Raw genomic sequence first — 25,475 nt, forward strand, 5'->3', positions numbered from 1 at the left:
AAGCTAATCTCACCTGGGCTAATCTTAGCGCGAGAGGCCCGAAGGTCCCCCTCTTTGGTCCGAAGACATTATGCGGTATTAGCTATCGTTTCCAATAGTTATCCCCCACACTAAGGCATATTCCCAGGCATTACTCACCCGTCCGCCGCTCGTCAGCAAATTAGCAAGCTAATTTCTGTTACCGCTCGACTTGCATGTGTTAGGCCTGCCGCCAGCGTTCAATCTGAGCCATGATCAAACTCTTCAATTAAAGTTTTTTGATGTTCTTACTACTCTATATAAATAGGAGAAGAAAGAATATCGACTCAATGATTAATACTGATTCTTACATAAAAGTAAATTTGTGTAGTCACTCAGTTCATTGATAGTTGCTCACTTAAAATAAGTTAAGCTATTTTGACTATCAATCCATAAGTGTCCACACAGATTGCTAAGGTCTAATTATTAAAGAGCTCAAAACTCAGCTTTCGCCATGTTTTGCTTGAAGTGTCATTTAAATTACTAAAAGTAAGTTGCAAGCAACTTTTGAAGACTCCGTTCGCGTCAATGTTTCACTTCTTGCTGTACATACCCATTATTAGAATGGTTCATTGTGACAACGGGAGCGGATTATAGACCTTTAATAACGAGTTGCAAGGCCTTTTTAAACATAAAAAACCGAATGATTAAAAAACAATCAAGAACCTCAATTAAGACCACTTTTATTGTTCCCACTCTTTCCTCATTCTCTTTATTACACTCTCAGGGACATTATGAATACTTTTAAATTGTCCTTTACACACTTCTATATGTAATTCGGCATTATACTTCTTAGCTATCTTTCTATATGCATCCATTTCCCATTGTTTCACAAAAGTATTCGCGACCACCACGCTTTTTCCATGATATAAATTAAATTCACACTGCGACTGACACCATTGATGAGCTGAACTTAATAAAGTACCGTCAAAACAATATAAACCTTCCTCATTAACAAAAAACTGATCCGCTTCAAGATGCACTAATCCCAACGTTTGCGCTAACGTTGATTTACCACTTCCAGGTAAGCCTCTTAGTAAGCGTAACTCGAGTTTCTCCATCATTTAGTCTGCCCTTTCATTAAGTTCTCTTTTACAAATTCAGTAAACACTTTTAAACGCGAAGGCATATATTTATTCTGAGCATATTGCATGGCTATTACGCCATGGTAATTCCCTTTGATTTTCCAATCAGAAAGTACAGGGACAACATCTTTATTTTCCAATGCATCTTTAATCACAAAATCAGGGAAAATACCGACCCCAAAGCCATCTTTAACGCCATTTAATCTCATTTGTGAATGATTGACAGCATAGCGCCCAGTAACAGCGATAACATGACTTTCTTCAGCTTTAACAAATTCCCAGATATGATCCGTTGTCGTTTCACCTAAATACAAACAGTCATGATGAATAAGATCGTGTGGGTTGGTTGGCAATCCTCTCTTCTCTATATAAGAAGGACTCGCACATAAGCTAAGGTTAACTTTACCGATCTCTTTCATGATCAGTCCTTCGGTCGGCTTGTCAGTTAAGCGAAAAACCACATCAATGCCTTGAGCTATCATATCAATATCGCCATCTGACGCTCTTAGCTTAAGTTGGATTTTAGGGTACTTAGTCAAAAAAGGCGTAACGAGCGGTTGAAGCACAATAGTTAAAAATGCCTTTGGTGCTGCTACCGTTAAACTTCCAGATGGAACGATATGTTCAGAACTAGAGATATCAATCGCTTGCTGTGCAGCTTCTACCATAATGACGGATTGCTGATATATTTTTTTACCCGATTCAGTAATCAATAAACTGCGGGTTGTACGCTCAAAGAGTTTAACTGATAACGCATTTTCTAATCGAGTAATTAATTTACTCAATGCAGAAGGAGTTACTCCTAACTTCTTAGCAGCAGCAGTAAAACTACCTTCATTAACAACTACTATATATGTTGCTAAGTCTGGTAATAGAGTAATAAGTTTATTTGTGACCATGATTCACTAATGCTTTTCCATTTTTAGGGATAATAGTCGTAATTGATTTGAATTAGAATCTATTTATCATAACTAAAAGAAGGGAACACAATGTCTTCTGCATTCTACACACAAATACAAAACCAAATTGAAGAAGTAAAAAACGAAGGTTTATATAAATCAGAGCGTATTATTACTTCAGCTCAAAAAGCATCTGTTTCTATTTCTACTGGTCAAGAAGTTCTAAATTTCTGTGCAAACAATTACTTAGGTTTAGCTAACCACCCTGCTCTAATTGAAGCTGCAAAAAATGGTATGGATGAGCACGGCTTTGGTATGGCATCAGTTCGTTTTATCTGCGGCACTCAAGACTCACATAAAGTACTGGAAGAGAAACTATCTACTTTCTTAGGTAAAGAAGACACCATTCTTTACACATCATGTTTTGATGCTAATGCAGGTTTATTTGAAACAATTTTAGGCGCAGAAGATGCAATCATCTCTGATGCTTTAAACCACGCATCAATCATTGATGGTGTCCGCCTTTGTAAAGCAATGCGTTTCCGTTACGCAAACAACAACATGGCTGAGTTAGAAGCACAATTAATTGCAGCGAAAGAAGCTGGCGCTCGTCATACTCTTATCGTTACAGATGGTGTGTTCTCAATGGACGGCGTAGTTGCAAATCTTCCTGCTATCTGTGATTTAGCTGATAAGTACGAAGCACTTGTTATGGTCGATGACTCTCACGCTGTTGGCTTTATGGGCGAAAACGGTGCTGGTACTCATGAGCATCATGACGTTATTGACCGCATAGATATCATTACTGGTACGCTAGGTAAAGCAATGGGTGGCGCATCAGGCGGTTATACTTCAGGCAAAAAAGAAGTGATTGATTGGTTACGTCAACGTTCTCGTCCGTACCTATTCTCGAACTCTGTTGCCCCTGCGATTGTTTCTGCCTCTATTCGTGTTCTTGATTTACTGGCTGAGTCAGGTGATTTACGTACAAGCCTATGGGAAAACTCTGCTCATTTCCGTACTCGTATGGAAGCTGCTGGTTTCACAATGGGTGGTGCTGACCACGCCATTATCCCAATTATGCTAGGCGATGCAAAACTAGCTGCTGAATTCGCAGAGCGTGCGTTAGAAAAAGGCATCTATGTTGTTGCTTTCTCTTTCCCAGTCGTGCCTAAAGGCCAAGCTCGTATTCGTACACAAATGTCTGCTGCTCATTCTCGTGAGCAACTAGATCGCGCAATTGATGCCTTTATCGCTGTAGGTAAAGACATGGAGATCATCAAATAATGAAAATTAAAGCACTATCAAAACTAAAACCTGAAGAAGGCATTTGGATGACCGAGGTTGAAAAACCTGAAATGGGTCATAACGATCTTCTTATCCGTATTAAGAAAACTGCAATTTGTGGTACTGATGTACATATCTACAACTGGGATGACTGGTCACAAAAAACCATTCCTGTTCCTATGGTTGTAGGCCATGAATACGTAGGTGAAGTGGTTGGTATTGGCCAAGAAGTTCGTGGTTTTGAGATTGGCGACCGTGTTTCTGGCGAAGGTCACATCACTTGTGGTCACTGTCGTAACTGTCGTGGCGGCCGCACGCACTTGTGCCGTAATACAACAGGAGTAGGTGTTAACCGCACTGGTGCATTCTCTGAATTCTTAGTTATCCCTGCATTCAATGCATTTAAGATCCCTGCTGGAATTTCTGATGACCTAGCATCTATCTTTGACCCATTCGGTAACGCGGTTCATACTGCCCTATCGTTTGACTTAGTTGGTGAAGACGTTCTAATCACAGGTGCAGGTCCAATTGGTATCATGGCTGCGGCTGTTGCTAAACACGTAGGCGCTCGTCACGTAGTTATTACTGACGTAAATGAATACCGCTTAGATCTTGCTAAAAAAATGGGCGTTACTCGCGCTGTTAACGTGATGAACGAAAAGCTTGAAGATGTAATGTCAGATCTTGGCATGACAGAAGGCTTTGATGTTGGCTTAGAAATGTCTGGAGTTCCATCAGCATTCAATAGCATGCTAACTAACATGAACCATGGCGGCAAAATATCTCTTCTAGGTATTCCACCATCAGACATGGCGGTAGATTGGAACCAAGTAATCTTTAAAGGCTTGGTAATTAAAGGCATCTATGGTCGAGAAATGTTTGAAACGTGGTACAAAATGGCAAGTTTGATTCAATCAGGTTTAGACCTAACCCCGATTATTACTCATCACTACAAAATTGACGACTTCCAAGCAGGCTTCGATATGATGCGATCTGGTATGTCAGGTAAAGTTATTCTAGATTGGGAATAATCATTCTCATTTAAAATTAACTATAATAAGGCTAAACTTCGGATTGGCCTTTTTTATATTTCCTATTAAAGAAGATAGTATGCACGAATCAGACATCAATGGCTATCATGTTCACGTTTATTTCGATCAAACAAGTATCGATTTTGCTGTTAGTTTAACAAAACAGTTGCATGAAAAATTTGGATACCAATTAGGAAAAGTGAATCAAAAACCTGTCGGACCTCACCCAGTTTGGAGTCGACAAGTTTCTTTCAAGCATCATCATTATGATGAAGTAGTGGTATGGCTAGAAGAAAATAGAAATCAATTATCGGTGTTAGTCCATCCGTTAACTGAAGATGAATATCTTGATCACACTAGCTCTGCTGTGTGGTTAGGTTTACCACTAAAGCTAGATCTTAGTATATTCACTAATAAAGCATAACAACGACAGGCTTCTCTTAGTTACCTAATAAGTAAGAGAAGTCGTTTACTTTGCTTTATAAATTGAAAATTCTTTTGTCAATTTATACTCAGACCATTCGGTCTCACCCATCGCTTCAAGGTAGGCTTGTTTTGCTGCAATAAACGCGTTTTTATCACTCATTGTTTTCGTTGAAAATATTTTAAATTTATAGCTGCTTCGCGGTGTTTGTCCAACAATACCTTTATAAATAGTTTCATCTTCTGCTACTTTAACAACGACACCAATAACGCCAGATGAGGGGTGAGGAGCTTTAAAATACTTACCCTTTGCCGATTCAGCTTTACGTTCATTTTTATAATTAGCCCAATTATAATTAGCCTTCATTAAAGCGACTTTTCGCAATACATGCGTAGGATGCGTACAAGCTATAAATTTGTGTAAATGAATAGTAGAACCAGTTTTCACAAATTCTTTCTTTACCACGAAATTAGACTTATCTTCCGCTTCAATCATGAGTATTTGCTTTGGTTTTCTTTTGAATTCAAACCAAGTATCTTTAAATTCAGCTTGGCAACCATCCATTGCTTTCTGAATTAATTGATCACAAATTTCACGCATTTCAAATTTAGATAATGGTGTTGTTGTTAATGTTTTACTTGGTATAAAGCTTTTAATATCTGCATCTTTTGTTTTTAAGTAAGTATCTAATACCTCACCTATTGCATTTAATTCCGCAAGGAATGCACCAAGATCATCAAAATTAACGTTATATAAACTGCGAGAAAAATTATGTGAGCGGTAGCATGATTTGCTTTCATGTCGTTCAAAATGGCTATTAACGTAAGGCGTACCATTAACCATTGACAATTTTAATTGAATATTTGGATGTAGACCTTTAAATGCAGATTTAGCAGTAAACGTTTTTACCTTACGAGCCGCGTCTGCTGTTTCATATTCATCTTGCTCAACAAGTTCAGCAATTGACCACGCCGCTTCAATAATCGCCTCTGAACGTGCATCTACGTCATCTTCTTCATTATCAAAATCAGCGTAATAAGCTTTACTATAATAAGGTTGTCCTTTACGAGCGAATCGAACTTGTGCAAATTCCATGCGACGACGTTTAGTTGATTGCCCATCATTCCAATTTATTCCAATCGGGATCCAATATTCAGTCCCCGCTATATCTACTGGCTTAACTCTTAATAACAAATTTTCTTCGATATATGTCTTTTTGCCACGTACGACAAGAAAAGTACTGTAATCCAATCGGGGAGATAAGGGATGGTACATAGTAAAGCCTCTGAACACATTGGAATAAACAAATCACACTAAATAAAAAGACTTGAAGAAAGCGCTTTTTATTAAATTGTTATATGTTTTTATTATATCATCGTTTTAATTATTAATTCAATTCACTTATAACAATATAAAAAAAGGCATAAAAATGATCTTATGCCTTTCTCCCTTTATTTTATTTAAGGAGTTAGCTTAGAACGTATTACGTTATATATCCCCTCACCGCTTTCTAATTCAATAGGAGACCCCATCAGTAATTCAATCGATTCACTTACGTGCTTCACAGCCCAAATTGTAAAAGTTCCTTTTTCTATCGCTTGTGTCACTTCACTATTTAACATTAAATTTTGAATATTAGATTGAGGAATAATCACACCTTGATTAGGCTGTAATCCTTTGATTTTGCAAACTTGATAAAAACCCTCAATTTTTTCATTCACTCCACCAATTGGCTGTGCTTCACCAAACTGATTCATAGAACCTGTAATTGCAATATCTTGACGAATTGGTTTTTCAGAAAAAGCGGAGATAATAGAACAAAACTCAGCCATTGATGCACTGTCGCCATCAACTCCTCCATAAGATTGCTCAAATGCCAAGCATGTCTTTAATGGAATTCTTTTTTCATTGCCAAATAACGAAGATAAATAAGCAGTAAGAATAAACACGCCTTTTGAGTGGATACTGCCTCCAAGCTCTACTTTTCTTTCAATATCAAACACTTCACCTTTACCAAAAGAGGTTGTTGCCGTGATTCTATTTGGCATACCGAATTGATGATTTGATGTCGATAATACAGATAATGCATTGATCTGCCCAACAACTCCTCCATCCGTTTCCATTAAAGTTGTACCATTAATAAAGCTTTGCATTACCCCGTCTTGTACTCGATTCACTCGATGTTCTTTATTCGCTAATGCTTGTTCTACATGTTTTAAACGGATCATATTTGAATTAGCTGTCTTCGCTATATAGTTGGTTTCTTTTAATAAATTTGAAATATCAGCAGAATGTAGCGAAAGTCGATTCTGATCCCCTGCTTGACGAGAACTGTATTCTATAATTCGTTCTATTGCCTTTTTATCACATTGCAGCATTTTGCCATCATGGACAATACTTGAAATAAACTGAGCATAATGAAACTCCGAAGCCTCAGTTCTTGGCATATCGTCTTCAAAGTCCGCAGTCACTTTAAACAATTCACTAAATTCTGAATCATAATGCTGAAGTAATTGGTAAGTTTGATAATCACCAAATAAAATTATTTTTACATTAAGCTGAATAGGCTCTGGCTCTAAAGAAACCGTACCTGAAAGTGTTACTTCTTTTTCAAGTGAACTCAGATTCAAATTTTGAGAACGTAAGGCTCGTTTTAACCCATCCCAAACATACGGTCTCTCAAGCACTTTCACTGCATCCATAAGCAATACCCCCCCATTTGCTTTATGGAGACTCCCAGCTCGAATTAAAGAATAATCCGTAAAGACCGTTCCTTTAAATGTTGCATTTTCGATATAGCCAAACAAATTATGATAGCTCGGGCTCTCTTCTACAATGAGTGGAAACTGTTCATCTTTTTGGCTAACAAGTAAATTAATCTGATATCTTCTTGGTAATTTTTTCTCTAGCGATGCATACGCTAACTCAGCCTCTTCTTTGCCTTCTTGAAGGAACACATCAAAATTTTCTAATATGTCTTTTTCCATCTCTTTAAGATGTTGGGTAATGATTTTTGATTCATTATATTTACTTTTAATTGCTTCAAAGTTAACCGTTAATACTTGAGAAACAACATCTTCATTGAGCTTTTCAATCTTATCGGAATATTTGTCTTCCCACTCTGTCAATTGACGAACAAGGCTTCGTAATTTAATTTCTAACTCATCAATAATAGACTCAAGCTGACGCTGCTCTTGCCTATCTAACGCATCAAACGTTTCTTCGGTATGAAGTTCCTCACCGTTCATTGCGATAAATTGATAATCACCTTGTGCAGTTACTGCAAGGCTAATCCCTTTGCTTTTTGCTTCTTTGGTTAATGTACCAAGCAAAGATTCTTGTTTATCAACCAATTGATTCTTTAATGTACCCGTTCTGGTATAATAAAGTTCATTATCAAAAGCTAATGGGATCGCTTTTACCAATTTTAAGGTTATCTTTTCAATTTCTTTTTTAAAACTTAACCCCGTTCCAATCGGTAATTTGAGTACTTTAGGGGTTCGAGTATCATCAAAATTAGTAACATAACACCAATCATATACTCCATTACCCGCTGGGTTATGACGTTTAAGATAGCGTAATACCATGGTGCGTTTACCAAGGCCATTTTGACCGACAGCGTAAATATTATAGCCTCGATCGGGAATAGACATCGCAAACTCAACGGCTTGTTGCGCTCTGTCTTGCCCTACAATTTCATCAATGGGTGTAATATATTTTGTTGATTTACAAGTATTTTCATCAAGACTTGCAGAACGATACACTTGCTTATGCGTGAGAGGTAAAGTTGACATAAGGCGACCTCTTATTTTGTTATAATTCTCATCAGTATAGATTGAAAAAAATAACAATTAAGTGACCTAGAGTTAAATATTTGAAAAATTTATGGTTTTCACCAAGAAAGGCGGTTAAAAATAAGATGAAATTATCACTATTACAAAACGCCAGATACGAAAAAGCACGCCACTAAGTGCCTATTTTTCAATAAAATTGAATTTTAAAACAGGAACAATCTCTTGAGGAGGATAAAAAGAGATTGGAGCGTACAGCGGGAATCGAACCCGCATCATCAGCTTGGAAGGCTGAGGTAATAGCCATTATACGATGTACGCACATCGTTGGAACGGGATAGATAATGCCACACTGAGCGCTGAGGTAAAGTTCTTTTTTCATTTCAATAAGTTAAACGGTGGATATTTGTTCAAATAACAATAAAAACCGAAGCTAGATCACAAAAAACCTATTCAAAAACTTATGCTGCTTTTGAATAGGGCTCTTTAAACCCTTTATATTTTTCTTTACGAGCAAAGCTGCCCTTCCCTTTTTTGGCTTTCATTACCCTTGTTGTAAATAATTGACTTGTAACAACGGCTTTTAAAGCATTATCTCTAATCGTGCCTCTGCCATGCTCATGTTCAGAAGCTGGCATCCCTTCTTTTCTATTCTTTTTCATAGCGTCTCGTTCTCTTTTATCTGTATAAATACCGAGCACATTCTCTTTTCTTTTACCTTTTAAGTCAAATTTGTTACTAATTTCTACTTTATCCTATTTGTTTTATTCATTTTGCTTTAGAATCCTTTCGCCTAAGCAAACGATTAACTCGATAATTCTTAGGCTCTTATTTCTTTTTCTGGTGGGAGCAGCAAATGACAACTTTAACAATTACTCGTCCTGATGATTGGCATTTACACTTACGTGATGGTGATGTATTAACTGACACTGTACGTGATTCTGGCCGTTATAATGGCCGCGCATTAATTATGCCAAACCTAGTTCCACCAGTAACAACGACTGAGCAAGCGCTTAGCTACCGTGACCGCATTCAAGCAGTAAACTCATCTGATACTTTTGCTCCAATTATGTCTTTATACTTAACTGAGAAGACCACATCAGATGAGATCCGCAAAGCGAAAGCAACAGGCCATATTGTTGCCGCTAAACTTTATCCAGCTGGCGCAACAACCAATTCAGATTCTGGGGTAAGTGACGTTAGCAAGGTTTACCCTGTATTAAAAACCATGCAAGAAGAAGGTATGCTTTTACTTATTCATGGAGAAGTAACAACACACGACGTTGATATTTTTGACCGTGAAAAAACCTTTCTTGATACTGTTCTTGCGCCTATCGTTAATGATTTCCCTGAGCTAAAAATTGTTCTTGAGCACATCACAACAAAAGATGCGGCAGACTTTGTTAAAAATGCAGGCCCTAACGTAGCAGCAACAATTACAGCTCACCATTTATTGTTCAACCGCAACCACATGTTGGTGGGTGGTATTAAGCCTCACTTCTACTGCTTACCAATTTTAAAGCGTAGTACGCATCAGCAAGCTTTAGTTGAAGCCGCAACAAGCGGTAACCCTAAATTCTTTATTGGTACTGACTCTGCACCACACGCGAAAGACAAAAAAGAAGCGGCGTGCGGCTGTGCTGGCTCTTATACCGCGCATGCCTCAATTGAATTGTATGCTGAAGTATTTGAGAACGAAGGTAAATTAGAAAACCTTGAGGCATTTGCAAGCTTCAACGGTCCTGATTTTTACAACCTTCCTCGCAACACTGACTCGATTACTCTTGTAAAAGAAGCGTGGATCGCTCCTGAAACAATGACGTTTGGTGATGACTTTGTTGTGCCAATTCGCGCTGGTGAAGCAATCGAATGGCTAGTTAAATAATTAAAATCTATTTAATTAAATAAAAATGGGATGCTAATTGGCATCCCATTTTTGTATCCAATTGAATCTAGAGGCTGTTTCTATGGCACACCGTGGCCTTTTGACTCAACCCATACGCGATACCATTGTTCACGAGTTAAATTTATATCCATTGCATCAACAGCCGCTTGCACACGTTCAATTTTACCAGAACCAATAATAGGTAGGGGCTTTGACGGTAACTTACGCACCCAAGCATAAATCACTTGGTCAATACTTTTCGCTCCAACTTCTTCTCTTAACTCTTCAAGTACATTTCGGACACGAATCGCTTGCTCTGACTGACCAGAGAAAAGCTCTCCTCCCGCCAAACATGACCATGCCATAGGCTTAATACGATTCATCTGTAATTGGTCAAGCGTACCATCATGCGCCACTTCAAAATTAAGCGGGTTGATTTCAACTTGATTAGTCACTAATGGTTTATCCAGGCGTGATTGCAATAAATCAAAATGGCTTGGCGTGAAATTAGACACACCAAAATGTTTAACCTTACCCTCTTTCTGGAGTTGATTAAACGTATCAGCTACTTCATCTGCATCCATTAATACATCTAAACGGTGGATCAAAAGTACATCAATTTCAGAAATATTAAGGCGAGAAAGTGAATTATTTACTGAGTTAACAATATGTTCTTTTGAGGTATCGTAATGATTAATTTTTCTATTTGGAAAATCTGAAGTACATAAGTTAATATCACACTTAGTGATAATCTCTATTTGATCACGTACAGAAGGTTCTAAAGATAAAGCTTCGCCAAACAAATGTTCACATTGGTAACCGCCATAGATATCGGCGTGATCAACGGTTGTAATACCCAAATCAATGTGTTGCTTTAAGAAAGTTAACCGTTGTTGTGGCGTCATACCCCAATCACCAAGTCGCCAGTAACCCTGAACAAGTTCAGAGAATTCTGGACCTTGTGGTGCTATTGTTGTTTTATTAATCATCGTATTCTCCATAGTCTTTTTTTATAGTAAAAGGCAACCCACGGAGTTACAGTGATGGAGGTCTTAAATTCAACATAATGGGTGAATAATAGTATTAGATACTGCCGTTATATTAGCAGCCTTATCAATTGACCACCCTTACAGGACGGCACCCCAATTAAAGGTAATTTATTTCCTCTCCAGTATTGCACTCCACATACTGTAAAAGTAGAATCGATAAACATTATTAAAGTAAGGTTTATGCCAGTATGATAAAGCGCCAATTCTACGCCTTATTACTTACATTCATTTCATTTAGTTCTGTTGCTAATATTGTAGCAACCCCTGAAAATGAAGATATTTGTCAGCAAAAATACGTTAAAGAAGTATTTGATAAACAAGTACAATACAGTAACTCTCAAAATAGCCCTCAGGTAAGACGTACTGCAGAGCGTCATATTGATCGTGCACGTGAAGTATACGGTGAGACAAGTAGTTTTTGCGCTGCACTAAACTATTTACAAAACGAAACATCAAATGGATTACAAGAAGATTTTCAACGCGCTAAAACTGGTGAATCTCAATTCAAATAGCAAATAAACAAAGCATGAACTTAACCCTCATGCTTTGTTTTCATTAATGCGCGATTATTGGTATTTTAATGGTCGAATGACCTCATCTAACCCTTCTATTTTCATCGCTAAACACAATGCCATTAGCTCACCTAACTCTCCGTTAGGAAAACCATCTTTGCGCTCAAACCACAAAAGGTATTCTTCAGGCAAGTCAATAAGCATACGACCCGCATACTTACCAAAAGGCATTTTCATTTGAGTTAGTTTTAAGATCTGCTCTTTATTGAACATGTAAGCGCTCTTTGACAATTAAATGCAATAAGAAAGTTTCACGTTCAATGCTCATCCCTTTCTTATCACTGTTCATAATAATATCTTCATTATGCGCAATCGCTTCATGGATATTAATCCAAACGGGTTTCATGCCATTTCGGATTTCATAGCTTTCATAGTTCGTCTCACCAAGCTCTTTATCCGCATCGCAGGTATAACAATATGAAATCATGTGTAAAACATTACATTCGTGCTTATACCAAGGACGAAACTCTTCATAAATACCAAAGGGTTCAATGTTTGAAATATTTTTGGCACCCGTTTCTTCTTCTATTTCTCGAACCAAACCCGCAATGACATCTTCCCCGTCATCAATACCACCACCAGGTAACGAGTAATCATGATAACGCTCAGTATATAAAAGAAGAATATCCTCCCCCTTCAATACAATGGCACGAGTCGCGTTACGTTGAAGAATTTTCTGATTATCTAAATGTTCTAGATCTGGATGCGTTGTAATATTTAAAATTCGCATAAAAACTGACAAGCCTACTTAAAAAATAACATGGCTATTATACGCATTTTGCTTTTTGTTGCAGCTATCAAATAATCTTAACGATTTACTTCATTTCCCGATGAAAGTGTAAAGAATGTGTAAATATTGTGATAGCCAACTACTTCTTTTGTTTATCATTTCATATAATAGTGGTTCAAAATAATTACAAACCAAGGAAGTTTCAATTATGAAAACACTGAAAGCACTGGTTATCGCTTCAACTCTTTTGGCTTCAACGTCTGTTTTAGCTCACACTTTTAACGAAGCAGATAAAGCGATTAAATACCGCCAAGCCGCCTTTACCATGATTGCTGGTAACGTGAGTGAAATGGGAGAAATGCTCAAAGGAAAAACAGATTGGAACGATGCTATTTTTGCTAAACGTGCAAATCAACTGTCTGAACTTTCTCTGATGCCACTTGAAGCTTTTTATGTAGAAGGGTCAGATAAAAGTAAAACCAACGCACTGCCTAAAGTGTGGACCAACTTTCCTGATTTTAAAGCTCGTTTAACTCAGTTCCAAAAAGACACCTCCTCTCTAGCAAGTATTGCCGATAAAGGCGACAAAGCGGCTATCCGTAAAGCATTTGGTAAAGTGGTTAAAAACTGTAAAGCTTGCCATTCTGATTACAAAGCAAAATAATTATCACTGAGTTATTGAGGGATAAACATGAAAGTTTGGGATAATTTTGTCCGCGTTTATCATTGGAGCCAAGTTATTTTGATTGGTTCACTTTGGTATACTGCCGAAGAAGGATTAATGGAATGGCATTTTACTTTTGCATACATATTGATGTCATTACTTTGTACAAGGATTTTATGGGGCATTGTTGGCAGTGACACGGCAAAATTCTCTCACTTTGTTACGTCGCCAAAAAAAGCCATCAATTACCTTGCTGATATGAAATCAGGAAAATTTTCACAATCGGTTGGACACAATCCTGCTGGTGGTTACATGGTATTATGCCTTATATTTTTATTAGCTCTTCAGTTAACAACAGGCTTATTCAGTATCGATGATATTATATCGGAAGGACCGTTAGCATCTTTAGTTAGTTATGAAACTAGCAAGTTATTAACCTCAATACACCACCAAGCATTCGAAATACTGCTTGGGTTAATTGGTTTACATATTGCCACAATAGTATTTTATCGAATAAAAGGGATAAATTTAATTTCCCCAATGGTTACTGGTGTTGCTAACTTAACTGGAAAAAGTCCAAGAATGAAAAATACCACTATTGCATGGGCTATTTTTGTAGTGATGTTAATGTTGTTCTACTTTCTTTGGGCTGATGACATCATAAGTTATCTTTTTTAAATGAAAGAGGGCATTCATTTTCATAGATGCCCTCTTTTAATACTGTTTTTCTTAACTTAACCAGTTAGTACCGTGTCTTCAGGATATTTTACGCACGATTTTTTTGGTCTGGCCAACATATAGGCTAAAGTTAATGGCCCAATTCGACCAATGATCATCACAATAACCATAATAAACTTTCCTATTTCTGACAGTTCCGCCGTCAAACCGGCTGTTAAGCCTACTGTAGCAAAAGCAGAAATCACCTCAAACATGACTTTGTCAAAACCAGCCTGTTCAGTAAGCATTAAGCTAAACATCGCAATAGACAATATCGACCCACTAACCACAATAATAGCCAATGATTTCGTTACGATTGGCCAGCCAATGGTTCTTTTAAACATAACTACGTGTTTTTTTTGGCGTAAAAATGTCCATGTAGCAGCAGCAGCAACGGTAATCGTCGATACTTTTAAACCGCCGCCGGTAGATGTTGAACCTGCACCAATAAGCATGAGTATGATCATGATTAACAACGCAGGTTGGGTTAAATGTGTTAAATCTACACTGTTAAAGCCAGCAGTTCGCGCGCTAGCCGATTGAAAAAAAGCCGCTAACCATTTATCGACTGCAGATAATGATGCTAACGTGCTCGGATTATTATATTCAAGCACGTAGAAAAATAGAGTGCCAATCAATAATATGGCTGGTGTTACAATGACCATTATTTTTGTGTGTAGTTGTAAACGACTAAACCCTCTTGAGCTATTTTTAACTAAATCAACAATAACGGTAAAACCAAGTCCCCCTCCAATAAACAAAAACGACAGCGTAAATATAACAAGGGGATCACCAACATACCCTATTAAGCTATCTGAGAATAAAGAAAACCCTGCGTTATTAAATGCTGATATAGAGTGAAAGGCTGCATAAAACAAGCCTTTCGCTAAACCAAGGTCAGGTACCCAGCGAAAAGAGAGGATTATCATACCTATAAGCTCAGCAATTAATGCAAAGAAAATAATACTTTTTATCAACTTACTTAAGTTTACTTTTTTCTCTTGGCCTAATGCTTCTTTAGCTAATGCTTGTTGACGTAAGCTCAAACGCAAACCAAATACATACAAAAGAACGGCTGATAATGTCATTTGCCCCAGCCCGCCAATCTGCATCAAAAACATAAGTAAAATCTTACCACTGATAGTCAAGTGCGTACCAGCATCAATCACCCCTAACCCGGTTACACTTATCGCCGATGTCGCTGTAAATAATGCATCTACGAAACTTAAACCTGAAACAGAAAATACAGGTAATGTCAGCAGTATAGCCGAGGGTAATAGAATAGCCAAAAACGAAAAAACTATAATCCTCGGTTCAGACCACTCTTTCGCTTTTGAATTATTGTTTATCGCAAATAAGCCTCGCTTAGGTATATAACTCATAAATTTATTAACTGTTTTACTAATTTATCTTCAGGACCGACGATAATTAAAATATCGCCGATCTCTAACATTTTACTTTGTTCTGGAGCACTTTCAATCTCTGGACCACGCTTAAGCGCTAAGATCTTTACGTCTGACATTTGAAAGAAATCAAGCTGGTCTAAAGTCTTACCCATGTTTTGCCCTCCAATGACAATTTCAGTAATTGCTAGCCCACTGCCTAATTGATGGAATTCAAACACACGGCGATCTAACATTTTTCTTGCAACTCTTATCCCCATATCTCGCTCAGGAAGGATAATATGATCGGCACCAATTTTAGTGAGTATTTTGGCATGAAATTTATCATTTGCTTTTACCCAAACTGTTTTAACCCCTGCCTCTTTAAGCACCAAGGTTGTTAAAATACTGGCGTTAATATCAGAACCAATCGCAACCATGACCATGTCATACTCATCAAGCTTTAATTCAGCAATTGTTTCTTCATTAGCACAATTGGCCACAACGGCCGTAGACACAAAATCAGTTGTTTTTTTTACCCGTTCTTCATTGATATCAATTGCTAATACTTGAGATCCATATTGATGTAATTCTTCACACACAGTTAATCCAAAGCGGCCTAAGCCAATCACTGCGTATTGTCTATTCTCTACTTTCATCTAACTTATCTCACTAACATTATTTCGACACAAAAAATGCGCTTTTCTGCATCATCCTCCTACCCACCATCAAGTTCAATCTATTTGAGGAGCTGAAATAAAAAAACTTAATCTGTTTATTAAAGCTCAAACTAGTAAAAGGTTGCGATTGCCCCTTCACTTTCAACACATTTAGTTATCAATAGTGAAATTAATATCGAATCTATAAGAAAATGTGACCACAATCTCATGACACTATAAAATATAGGCCTAAAATAGCCACATATCGAACAAGATAGTTCAACAATTTTAGTTATACCGATTTTTTTTTAATTTTCATCCGGAGACCTTATTATGGCAACCCCACACATTAATGCTCAAGCTGGTGATTTCGCTGAAACTGTTCTCATGCCCGGTGACCCACTTCGTGCAAAATTCATTGCTGAAAACTTCTTAGAAGACGTAAAGCAAGTATGCGATGTACGTAATATGTTTGGTTACACAGGTACATACAAAGGTAAAAAAGTATCTGTAATGGGGCACGGCATGGGTATCCCATCATGCTGTATCTATGTTCATGAGCTTATCGCAGAATTTGGCGTGAAAAACGTAATTCGTGTTGGTAGCTGTGGCGCAGTACATGATGACGTTAAGTTAATGGACGTTGTTATAGGTATGGGGGCATCAACTGATTCTAAAGTAAACCGTATCCGCTTTAACAATCACGATTTCGCAGCAATCGCTGACTTTGGCCTTTTAGAAACAGCGGTAGGCCAAGCTCGTGAATTAGATGTACCAGTTAAAGTTGGTAATGTTTTCTCTGCTGATCTTTTCTACTCACCAGAAGCTGATCTGTTCGACAAAATGGAAAAATTAGGCATTTTAGGTGTTGATATGGAAGCGGCTGGCATTTATGGTGTAGCCGCTGACTTAGGTGCTAAAGCACTGACTATCCTAACCGTTTCTGATCATATCAAGCGTGGTGAGAAACTAAGTTCTGAAGATCGTCAAAAATCATTCAATGACATGATGACCGTTGCGCTAGAAACAGCAATCAAACTGTAATTATGCTGCGCCAGATAAACTCTGGCGCTCTCTACCTATAAGGGGTGTCTAGTGCCGGCCGAAAAACTGCCGTTGGCTGCTAAAGGGTTACAACTCAATTTTTGTAAAACATTGGCGTGTGACAATTTTGGTGATAGCGATGAACAACATTATTTAGTTCAACGTACTAACCCTAAGCGACCGGCATTAGTTTGTCGGAAATGTGGCGCTTTTCCTCCCTTAATCAATAATAATGAAGTATTGAATGAACTGGCTCGTCAGCATACGGTTCAATCACACTCTTTGCCTTCCTGTAATAATTCAAATTGCGATCATTTTGGTCTTGATGTACTAACGCATCGAGAGCTTTATCATGCCTTTGGTTACAGTGGCGATCGTCAACGCTACCGTTGTAAAGCCTGTGCATCTACCTTTGTGGATAAATGGTCAGGAGAAAACCAAAAAAGCCCTATTCAGCAAAAGATTTTAGGTTTTTTATTTACTGGATATTCCGTACGTGAAATTTGCCGTCGATTGGATATAAACCCTAAAACCTTTTACGATCATATTAATCAAATAGCGAATCGCTGCCGTCGTCATATGTCTCTGTTTGATGCTCGATTACAGCACGACAGAACCGAAATTCAACTCGCTTCAAACGCGACCTCATTACAACCAATAAGTAACAATGGCGTATTTTGGTATGCCAGTGCTGAAATGAATTCAGGTTATGTTATTGCACAACATATTAATTACTCAGAATGTGATACACCTGGAACACAATCTGACCATGACCCTTTTCAGGATAATGCACAATTTTTACCAACCGCTTTTATTGGAGAAGCTAACTCTCAAAGCTCAGTGATGGAGCAATCTATTTTTAAGCGTGTTGATGCGAAGTATCAAGAAATACTAGCAAGAGCAAATGTAGAAGACCCTCTGGGAAACTACGTGTCTCTAAATTATCCATCTAAAGGGGCATTAATTAGACCTCCGTATACCTCCTATGCTCATTTTTTAGAGATCCAACAAGCCTTTGCTCATTGTGAATCTATTGAAATATATATGCCTCAGGAACCAATGTTGCGTTCGGCTGCAATGTCAGTATTTTTAAAGCGAATTACTGAAAACAGCATTGATTTATTATATGTAACCCAAGACGCTCAATTCCCACTAGAACAGACTGGCGAAAAAATTGATATCCACCTAGTTGGTTGGTGGAGAGACCGTTGGGCTTTTACTGAATTTAATGGTTTACATAAAGGTATTTGCCACTTAAATGGGGCAGAGAATAATGAAGTTTATTGGCTAAAACGCGCATCGGCTAGCACTGCTGCGGAATATCAAGATCGTTTTTATACTCAATTTACTTCGCTAGTGAATGAACCAAGACGTAAATTACGTCCTGCTAGCCTTCTTCCACTACTCGATATTTTCAGAGCGTGGCATAATCTCTGTCATCAGGATAAACTTGGCACTACGCCAGCACAAAAGCTTGGGTTGATATCTAAACCAATCACCCTTGCTGAATTATTAAGTTAGGACCATTTGCATGACCTTATTGCCTTCACAAGATCAAACTGAAAACACAGATATGCTAACTGAAATTTCGATTCTTTATTACCAAGAAGGAGCAACGCAGGAAGAGATATCGAAAAAATTTGGTTTATCTCGCGCTAAAGTAGGTCGCATGCTAAGAAAAGCTCGAGAAGAAGGTATAGTCGAAATTACGGTAAAATTTCATCCTGTCTACAGTGCACAGCTAGAACAAAAATTGGTTGAGAGATTCAATCTAAAACGTGCGCTTATTTCGTTAGATCAACCTAATACTAATGAACAACGTAAGCAAGTAGCTGCTTTGGTCAGTTCATATTTAAACAATAATTTACAAGATGATATGGCGGTCGCTGTTGGTCAAGGCCAAAATGTGGCAGCAGTTGCTGATCACTCAGGTATCGTTTCTCATCGTAATGCACGGTTTGTTTCTGCTATTGGGGGCACGCATCGTAGTGGTGATATTATTAATGCCGATCATATCTGCCGTCGCTTAGCCAAAAAATACGGCGGCAGCAGTGAGACCCTTTATGCACCCGCTTACGTAAATGACCCAAGCTTACGCTCTGCTTTTATGGAACACACCACAATTAAAGAGACATTAAATCAAGCACGTAAAGCCGAATTTGCTTTAGTGGGTATTGGTGATATGGACGAGAACAGCCATATGGTTAAACTAGGCTTCTTTACTCCAAAAGAATTTGTTGAAGCACGCCTTAATGATGGCATTGTCGGTGATATAGGCGGTTTTGATTTCTTTAAGTTAGATGGCTCAAACGCAGATACCTTAATGCGTGGTCGAGTGATTGGACTTGAAATGGAAGATCTCCGTCAGATCTCGAATGTTATTGCCATGGCCAGTGAAAGCCGTAAAGCACTCTCTATTATGGGTGCATTAAGAACTGGGGTTATTGATGTGCTTGCTACCAGTGTTAGTTGCGCAATGGCATTGTTAAACCTTGCTGAAAATGAATAAGAAAACCTCTTTCCTTCCTTTTTAACTGGATCGCATATCCAGAAAATAGTTCGTGACTTCAATAGATTAGTAGATATATTGATTGAATGAATAAGGAAGGATAGCTGTGAAAGAATCTAAAAATAAGATCATTTCTAACCTAAAAGCACTAGAATTAATCGTCGGAGACGATGCCTCAAATACACTGAAAGAAGCCAAGTACCTGCTAGACCTCTCAGAAAAAAATCATTTTAAATATGGAGTAGCATACTCAAAATTAATTATTTCTATTGCTCATTGGCATTTAATGGATTATCAGACTGGCTTTAAGTCTGCAAAAGAAGTCTTGCAGCTTCAACAAGAACTTGAAAATGATAATTTACTTCCTTTAATTTTGCATACTTTAGCCTTACATTCGTGGGGACAAGCAAAACTTTTCTCTGCACAACAATACTGGATAAAAGCATTAGAGCAATCTTCTCTTATTGGCAATCATGAAATTGAGATCGAAGCCTTAATAGGCCTTGGTAATGTCTGGCGTATGACAAACTGTCTTGAACAAGCAAATTCTACCCACAATATTGCTGCACAGCGAGGCAACTATTATCGTATGCCTCATTTAGAAGCCAAGGCTTATATTCTACAAGCTTGGGATAGTTACTTATTATGTGATTACCAAGCAATGCTGCCGATTTTATTCAAAGCAGAGAAGTTGCTAACAGATAATTCTAATTTAACTTGGAAAGCTGAAATCTACGACTTTCGAGGCCTTGCTTTTCTCGGTCTAGACGATCTTGATTCGGCACAAAAATGTTGTAGTTTAGCCAATCAACTTGCGATTCAGCATGATCTTATATGGATGAAAGCTCACTCTGCCATTAGTTTAGCTCGGATCGCTTCAGCTCAATCTCATTTCACCTTAGCTTATCAGTTATTAACTGGCGCAGAAGTCATCGCCCAGCAGTTTGACAAAGGGGAACTGCGCTCTCAAATTTGCCTTGAACAATCTAGGATCGCTGAACTGACTCAAAATTTTGAGCTCGCTCTATATTCTTACAAGCGCTATCGTCAATATGAAATTGCATTAATTCAAGAACAGTCAAGCTCTTTAGGCCGTGATAAAACTAGCACTTCAAAAGAGCGGTTGGATATTCGAGCAAAGAACTTAATTCAGCGCATCGAAATGCAGTTAAAATTCAACTCAATGTCATCGCTTACCTATTTATTACCACGAAAAAAATGGTATGCTCACCTTAAATCAATACTCACAAATGTATTATCTGATGAATATCATTTAATTATGATAACCGACCCTTCTGAAGATAAAATTAATAACCTTATGTTATTAGGTCACCATTATTGCAAACAAGGCGATAGTATTACTCGTTTAAATGACACTGAGATAGCTATTCTTATCAACGAAAATAAAAATAAGTCTCAAGAGATCGCGCATTCAATATCAACATTACTTTCAACTTACCCTTGGTCCCGTTACTCACTGAATGTTTCAATACCATCAGTTACACATTTTAGTTTGTATGAATTAAATCATCACGCAACATTATCCCAAATGCAAATGGAGATCATATAGTGGATAATCTATTAACTCGCATTTCATCCAAAGGAATAGACTTAATGGCACTTAACTCTCAGCAGTCATTAATGCTCTGGCACTATGTTGTTGATGAATTTGCCGAGTCTAATACTGAAAAAGCATATGCTCTACTGATGTGCTCTGAATTTGAAGTTGAATTCAATCAAACACAAAAAAGCATACAGCATTTACAGCGGGCTTTATTACTTTTATCTCTACCCGATAATATTGACCTAATATTACAAATCTACTCTTCTCTCAGTTATAGATATACTGATATTGGAGAATACCAATCTGCTTTAGAGAACTTATATTCTCTTTCTAAACTTGCTGTTGATTTTGGAGATAATGAATTTTATATTCAATCGATTTTAGGGATAGGTAATTTATGCTCTATATATGGCGACCATTTAAAAGCATTACGTTACTATCAAAAAATAGAATCTTTAAGTAAAACCATACAAAGTAATAACCTTTCATTACGTTATCGGCTATATATTGTAGCTTGTTTATTAGACCTAAATAGATTATCAAAAGCAAAGCAATTATTAAATGAATGTCATGTTATTAAGTATGTATCTGACGATCTCCAACTAATGATGCAGGTGCAATTGTATTCAGCTAAATTACTTCGATTACAAAATAAACCTCAAACAGCATTAGATGCATTAATTGTATTTCGTAAAGAAAATATTAACCTAGATTCGTTTCCATGGTTGAACAAACTCTTTTCTATTGAGGCATCCTATTGCCTTATTCAATTGCAACGTGGAGAGTTAGCCGATGTTCTAATCACTCATCAGTTAAAGCGAACTAAAAAATATTCGCAAGGTTATTATATCCGTCAATTATTGGATGTAAAAAGTGATGCACTTGCAAGTTGTCATAACTTTTCAGCAGCGCTTAAATGCGAAAAAGAAGCACATCAGCTTACTGTTGCTATAGTTAAACACTTCCCTATCAATGAACTTGGCGGGCATGCTTTACGTCGCTTAACTCGCTTAGAGCTGCAACTGCGCTTAAATATATCTGAATCTGAAAATATAAAGCTCAAAAAAGTATCAGATGAACAAAAAGATACAGTAGCTAAATTACAAAAAGATGTATTCCACGACAGTTTAACTAAACTATTTAATCATCGCTGGTATAAATCAACCTTTGCTAACGAAATTAAGCCTAAATTAGCAACCTATCAACTTCTTGTCATTGATATCGATAATTTTAAATCTATCAATGATGAATACTCTCACCTTACTGGTGACGTTGTACTTAAGTTGGTTGCACGAATCATTGAAGAATCATCAGGCTCTAATAATTATGCCTTACGATACGGTGGTGAAGAGTTTATCATCATTGTTGCTTCAAATGATCAACAATATGGTAAAGAAATAGCGGATCGCTGCCGCTTAAGCATTTCTAATTTTGATTGGCACGAGACCTTGCAAGACAGGCTTGTTACTGTAAGCATAGGTATGACGGTATGCCAGCATAATGAAGATATAAATACAACCTTCCTACGAGCTGACAAAGCATTATACCAAGCTAAGCGCTCAGGAAAAAATAGAGTTTGTATTTACTAAAAAGAATATTAACCAAAAACTAAAAAGCCAGCATTCATGCTGGCTTTATTTATTAATGAAATACTTAACGATATAGACCAAGATCTTTTTGTAAGTGTTCCGATAATTCTGCAGTGTAATGTGTCGATGTTGTTTGGCCTTTGCCAAATAAGACATCAACAAAATGAGCAATCAATCCTTTGATATTTACTGAGTAGGCCTTCTTATCCAAAGAAGAAGTAGCGATGGTATTAACGTTCATTGCTGCTTGTGCCATGATTGCCTCACTTAAAAGTTATTTTCGATTAGATGAGTGGATTTTAAGACTAATTTCACTGCTCAAAAAATGACTTTTTCTCTAAACTAACATTAGTTTTTCTAATGTAAAAATTACATTTAAAGGCAAGCAAAATAAATGCATATAAAATCACAATGCACAATAAATTTGAATAGTTAGTCGCTAAATAAGAAGATTAAGCAGTTAGAGATGAATATATTATTTTATATGTTTCTAAATTGTTAATTAAAACAAACCTCGGCTGCATTAGCTCTATTAGCCTAATGTAATAAGGCCCTCTTAAGTTAGAGGACCTCATTATTATCCAGAGAATTGGACAAAGTAGGCAATAACGGCCCAGGCAGAAAACCACGCTACGACCAAAAGTTTATCGGATAAATCACCATCCATACAAAAACCTATTCACTTAATTCAAATTTACTCATCTCATTTGAATTAATTGCAAAGCTCATGCCAATTAAACAAGTACTCGTTTATTTTTGTGATACTGATTCAAACAAGCTGTTGGTTTCGCCAAATTAGGGTAATGTGATAAATAATCGATAAAACAATCGGCCATTGAAAAGGTCGTTGTTATACACTCACATTCTTTATTGAGTAAAGGTGCATAACCTTCTTTACCTTTAATGGTATAAGCGGTTGATGTTCCGAAATATACCTGTTCATCAAGGATAGGTGCCCAACCAATATCTTGGTGATAAATACTGAACTCAGTAATACGTTGGCCACTTGGCTTACTTGCTTCATAACAATAACGCATCTGTGATACATAAGGAAAACTACCTGAACCACTGCCAATAATCCCGTTATCCGTAGCATTGTCTATAGCTCCTTCAATTGCCGCTTTAAGATGCCGCCCTTTGATACTATAGATGACAATTGGTATGGCAAAAGGCAAAACTTTTCCGGCAATATCAGAATAGGTGATATCACCTTGACTTAAGCCAGAACGCACTCCGCCTGCATTATGCATTGCGAATTGAACCCGATTATCCAATTGATGAGCCTTTGAATAAAAAGACTCTACAACCCATGGAGCAATATCACTTTGGCCTTTATCATCAGGGATCCGACGGTGTGATAAGTCTTCCGTACAGTGACCAATCACTTTTTGAGAAAGTCGATCAACCTCACCACGGTATTTATCGATTAATAATCTTTCTATCTTAAGATCTTTTTCACAGACCTCTGCTAGGTCGAATGAATTAATCAATGCTAGTGTCTTTGATAAATGAGGTTCATCCATTTTTTGGGTGCATGCTTTGTCTTTGTAGGTCATATTATCCAAAAGTAAAATATTACGACCATTAAAACTCAATAACTCACCATCTTCAGAGTATTCTAAATCACAATAGCCAAGTGCAAGTGCATGGCATCCAGCCTGAACAATATGTGTGTCATTAAAAAGCTCACCGTAATTATCACGAGCTTCTAAACCGATATTTGAAAAATCACCCTGCAACACATGGCTATGCCCGCCAATGATCAAATCAATACCATTGACCACTTTTGCTAGTTGTTTATCCCCCTCATAACCAAGGTGACTAACAATGATAACATTAGTTATGCCTTGAACGGCTAAATAGTCCACGGTGTTCTGTGCTGTTTTAATAGCATTCATAAATGGTGTATCTGGATCTGGGCTTGCTAATACGTCCATTTGATCTATGGTTAAACCAAATACCGCGACATCCAAATTTCCTACTTTTTTAATCAAGTAGTTTGCAATGCCGAGTGTTGGATTAAAATCTAATATTCGTTCTTGTTGTTTTAATTGATGTCCCTTAGTTTGATCTTCTTGACTTAAATTCCAATTCCCCATAAGAATGGGAAAATGGGTATTGGCAATAAAGTCACTGACTAATTCATTACCTAAATCAAACTCATGATTACCAAGAACCATACCATCTAAAGGGAGTTGATTTAGTAAATCAGCATTTGCCTTTCCCTTATATAAAGAGAAATATAAGGTCCCTTGAAAACAATCGCCAGCATGGAAAAAAACGGTATTCCCCCCTTTTGCTTTTGCTTCCTCGGTAAGGAGTGAGACTTGGTGAGATATTCGCGCAAAACCACCACATTTAATATAATATTTCTCACCAACATCACTGTGTAATGCGATCACTGATTCATCAAAATAAGAGTGTGTATCATTAATATGCATCACTCTTAAAACATGATCCTTTTGATTTTTCATTGATTTCATATCCTATCTAGAACCGTATTTCAATTTAAGCAATCAGTTCACGGTAAACCATTTTTATAAACAATGCGTTAATTGGTAATATTTCAATACTTG

General features: G+C 37.3%; 24 protein-coding genes, 1 tRNA gene and 1 rRNA gene. 12 read left to right on the top strand and 14 right to left on the bottom strand.

Features of this window, described 5'->3' with window-relative positions:
- The 3 genes from F8B77_RS14760 to F8B77_RS14770 form a co-directional block, all read right to left on the bottom strand.
- Positions 1–250 (bottom strand): 16S ribosomal RNA (locus F8B77_RS14760); the annotation flags it as partial.
- 451 nt (positions 251–701) lie between these two features.
- Positions 702–1,079, bottom strand: a complete 378-nt coding sequence (locus tag F8B77_RS14765) for an ATP-binding protein (protein ID WP_130088341.1) — start codon at positions 1,077–1,079, stop codon at positions 702–704.
- Entirely contained in the window at positions 1,079–2,002 is a 924-nt protein-coding gene (locus F8B77_RS14770) for a LysR family transcriptional regulator (protein WP_151656182.1), read from the bottom strand. Before F8B77_RS14770 ends, F8B77_RS14765 begins: the two co-directional genes overlap by 1 nt.
- 90 nt (positions 2,003–2,092) lie before the next feature.
- Between F8B77_RS14770 and F8B77_RS14775 the strand changes: the two genes are divergently transcribed.
- The 3 genes from F8B77_RS14775 to F8B77_RS14785 all read left to right on the top strand — a co-directional run bounded on the left by F8B77_RS14775 (position 2,093) and on the right by F8B77_RS14785 (position 4,744).
- A complete protein-coding gene (locus F8B77_RS14775) occupies positions 2,093–3,289 on the top strand; it encodes a glycine C-acetyltransferase (protein WP_151656184.1) in 1,197 nt (398 codons plus the stop codon).
- Positions 3,289–4,320 carry an L-threonine 3-dehydrogenase gene (tdh, locus tag F8B77_RS14780; RefSeq protein ID WP_151656186.1) on the top strand — a complete coding sequence of 344 codons (1,032 nt, stop codon included), beginning with the start codon at positions 3,289–3,291 and terminating at the stop codon, positions 4,318–4,320. Before F8B77_RS14775 ends, tdh begins: the two co-directional genes overlap by 1 nt.
- Before the next feature lie 79 nt (positions 4,321–4,399).
- Positions 4,400–4,744 (top strand): DOPA 4,5-dioxygenase family protein, encoded by a 345-nt coding sequence (locus tag F8B77_RS14785; protein ID WP_151656188.1) that lies wholly within the window; start codon positions 4,400–4,402, stop codon positions 4,742–4,744.
- A 45-nt stretch (positions 4,745–4,789) separates the two neighbouring features.
- Here F8B77_RS14785 and F8B77_RS14790 read toward each other — a convergent pair whose 3' ends face one another.
- The 4 genes from F8B77_RS14790 to F8B77_RS14805 form a co-directional block, all read right to left on the bottom strand.
- The gene (locus F8B77_RS14790; protein ID WP_151656190.1) at positions 4,790–6,019 is read right to left on the bottom strand and encodes a hypothetical protein; all 1,230 of its coding nucleotides are present in this window, start codon (positions 6,017–6,019) and stop codon (positions 4,790–4,792) included.
- Positions 6,020–6,204: 185 nt separating this feature from the next.
- Complete coding sequence (locus F8B77_RS14795; RefSeq protein ID WP_151656192.1) at positions 6,205–8,538, bottom strand: Lon protease family protein; 2,334 nt, start codon at positions 8,536–8,538, stop codon at positions 6,205–6,207.
- 243 nt (positions 8,539–8,781) lie between these two features.
- Positions 8,782–8,856: transfer RNA gene (locus tag F8B77_RS14800), tRNA-Gly, on the bottom strand.
- Between the two features lie 140 nt (positions 8,857–8,996).
- Positions 8,997–9,197, bottom strand: coding sequence for a ribosome alternative rescue factor ArfA (locus F8B77_RS14805; protein ID WP_130049021.1), 201 nt, complete (start codon positions 9,195–9,197; stop codon positions 8,997–8,999).
- Between the two features lie 194 nt (positions 9,198–9,391).
- Here F8B77_RS14805 and pyrC point away from each other — a divergent pair, with 194 nt between their 5' ends.
- The gene (pyrC, locus tag F8B77_RS14810) at positions 9,392–10,420 is read left to right on the top strand and encodes a dihydroorotase (protein WP_151656194.1); all 1,029 of its coding nucleotides are present in this window, start codon (positions 9,392–9,394) and stop codon (positions 10,418–10,420) included.
- Between the two features lie 80 nt (positions 10,421–10,500).
- Here pyrC and F8B77_RS14815 read toward each other — a convergent pair whose 3' ends face one another.
- A complete protein-coding gene (locus tag F8B77_RS14815) occupies positions 10,501–11,409 on the bottom strand; it encodes an aldo/keto reductase (RefSeq protein WP_130088333.1) in 909 nt (302 codons plus the stop codon).
- Between the two features lie 248 nt (positions 11,410–11,657).
- On the opposite strand from F8B77_RS14815, the gene F8B77_RS14820 reads away from it, so the two are divergent.
- Positions 11,658–11,981: a hypothetical protein gene (locus F8B77_RS14820; protein ID WP_130049018.1), complete on the top strand. Its 324-nt coding sequence runs from the start codon at positions 11,658–11,660 to the stop codon at positions 11,979–11,981.
- A gap of 54 nt (positions 11,982–12,035) precedes the next feature.
- On the opposite strand, the gene F8B77_RS14825 is transcribed toward F8B77_RS14820, so the two are convergent.
- Both F8B77_RS14825 and F8B77_RS14830 read right to left on the bottom strand, forming a co-directional pair.
- Positions 12,036–12,254, bottom strand: coding sequence for a DUF3820 family protein (locus F8B77_RS14825; RefSeq protein WP_151656197.1), 219 nt, complete (start codon positions 12,252–12,254; stop codon positions 12,036–12,038).
- The gene (locus F8B77_RS14830) at positions 12,244–12,771 is read right to left on the bottom strand and encodes an NUDIX hydrolase (RefSeq protein ID WP_130049016.1); all 528 of its coding nucleotides are present in this window, start codon (positions 12,769–12,771) and stop codon (positions 12,244–12,246) included. Before F8B77_RS14830 ends, F8B77_RS14825 begins: the two co-directional genes overlap by 11 nt.
- 208 nt (positions 12,772–12,979) lie before the next feature.
- On the opposite strand from F8B77_RS14830, the gene F8B77_RS14835 reads away from it, so the two are divergent.
- Positions 12,980–13,435, top strand: coding sequence for a c-type cytochrome (locus F8B77_RS14835; RefSeq protein ID WP_151656199.1), 456 nt, complete (start codon positions 12,980–12,982; stop codon positions 13,433–13,435).
- Between the two features lie 27 nt (positions 13,436–13,462).
- Positions 13,463–14,113, top strand: coding sequence for a cytochrome b/b6 domain-containing protein (locus tag F8B77_RS14840; RefSeq protein WP_151656202.1), 651 nt, complete (start codon positions 13,463–13,465; stop codon positions 14,111–14,113).
- A gap of 56 nt (positions 14,114–14,169) precedes the next feature.
- Here the strand turns inward: F8B77_RS14840 and F8B77_RS14845 are convergent, their stop codons facing one another.
- Both F8B77_RS14845 and F8B77_RS14850 read right to left on the bottom strand, forming a co-directional pair.
- Positions 14,170–15,534 (bottom strand): TrkH family potassium uptake protein, encoded by a 1,365-nt coding sequence (locus F8B77_RS14845; protein ID WP_151656204.1) that lies wholly within the window; start codon positions 15,532–15,534, stop codon positions 14,170–14,172.
- Entirely contained in the window at positions 15,531–16,193 is a 663-nt protein-coding gene (locus tag F8B77_RS14850; RefSeq protein WP_151656206.1) for a potassium channel family protein, read from the bottom strand. The genes F8B77_RS14845 and F8B77_RS14850 overlap by 4 nt, the downstream gene beginning before the upstream one ends.
- 333 nt (positions 16,194–16,526) lie before the next feature.
- Between F8B77_RS14850 and deoD the strand changes: the two genes are divergently transcribed.
- The 5 genes from deoD (at position 16,527) to F8B77_RS14875 (ending at position 22,899) form a co-directional block, all read left to right on the top strand.
- Positions 16,527–17,237 carry a purine-nucleoside phosphorylase gene (gene deoD / locus F8B77_RS14855; RefSeq protein ID WP_151656208.1) on the top strand — a complete coding sequence of 237 codons (711 nt, stop codon included), beginning with the start codon at positions 16,527–16,529 and terminating at the stop codon, positions 17,235–17,237.
- Between the two features lie 51 nt (positions 17,238–17,288).
- On the top strand, positions 17,289–18,758 hold the full coding sequence (locus F8B77_RS14860; RefSeq protein ID WP_151656210.1) for a lactate dehydrogenase: 1,470 nt from the start codon (positions 17,289–17,291) through the stop codon (positions 18,756–18,758).
- Between the two features lie 10 nt (positions 18,759–18,768).
- The gene (locus F8B77_RS14865; RefSeq protein WP_151656212.1) at positions 18,769–19,746 is read left to right on the top strand and encodes a sugar-binding transcriptional regulator; all 978 of its coding nucleotides are present in this window, start codon (positions 18,769–18,771) and stop codon (positions 19,744–19,746) included.
- Between the two features lie 106 nt (positions 19,747–19,852).
- Positions 19,853–21,316 carry an ATP-dependent transcriptional regulator gene (locus F8B77_RS14870; protein ID WP_151656214.1) on the top strand — a complete coding sequence of 488 codons (1,464 nt, stop codon included), beginning with the start codon at positions 19,853–19,855 and terminating at the stop codon, positions 21,314–21,316.
- Positions 21,316–22,899 carry a GGDEF domain-containing protein gene (locus F8B77_RS14875; RefSeq protein WP_151656216.1) on the top strand — a complete coding sequence of 528 codons (1,584 nt, stop codon included), beginning with the start codon at positions 21,316–21,318 and terminating at the stop codon, positions 22,897–22,899. Before F8B77_RS14870 ends, F8B77_RS14875 begins: the two co-directional genes overlap by 1 nt.
- 64 nt (positions 22,900–22,963) lie before the next feature.
- On the opposite strand, the gene F8B77_RS14880 is transcribed toward F8B77_RS14875, so the two are convergent.
- Positions 22,964–23,155 (bottom strand): hypothetical protein, encoded by a 192-nt coding sequence (locus F8B77_RS14880; protein WP_130046353.1) that lies wholly within the window; start codon positions 23,153–23,155, stop codon positions 22,964–22,966.
- Positions 23,156–23,633: 478 nt separating this feature from the next.
- Positions 23,634–25,373: a bifunctional metallophosphatase/5'-nucleotidase gene (locus F8B77_RS14885; protein WP_151656218.1), complete on the bottom strand. Its 1,740-nt coding sequence runs from the start codon at positions 25,371–25,373 to the stop codon at positions 23,634–23,636.
- Between the last annotated feature and the right edge of the window lie 102 nt (positions 25,374–25,475).

Source organism: Aliivibrio finisterrensis (assembly GCF_008933155.1).
GTDB lineage: Bacteria > Pseudomonadota > Gammaproteobacteria > Enterobacterales > Vibrionaceae > Aliivibrio > Aliivibrio finisterrensis.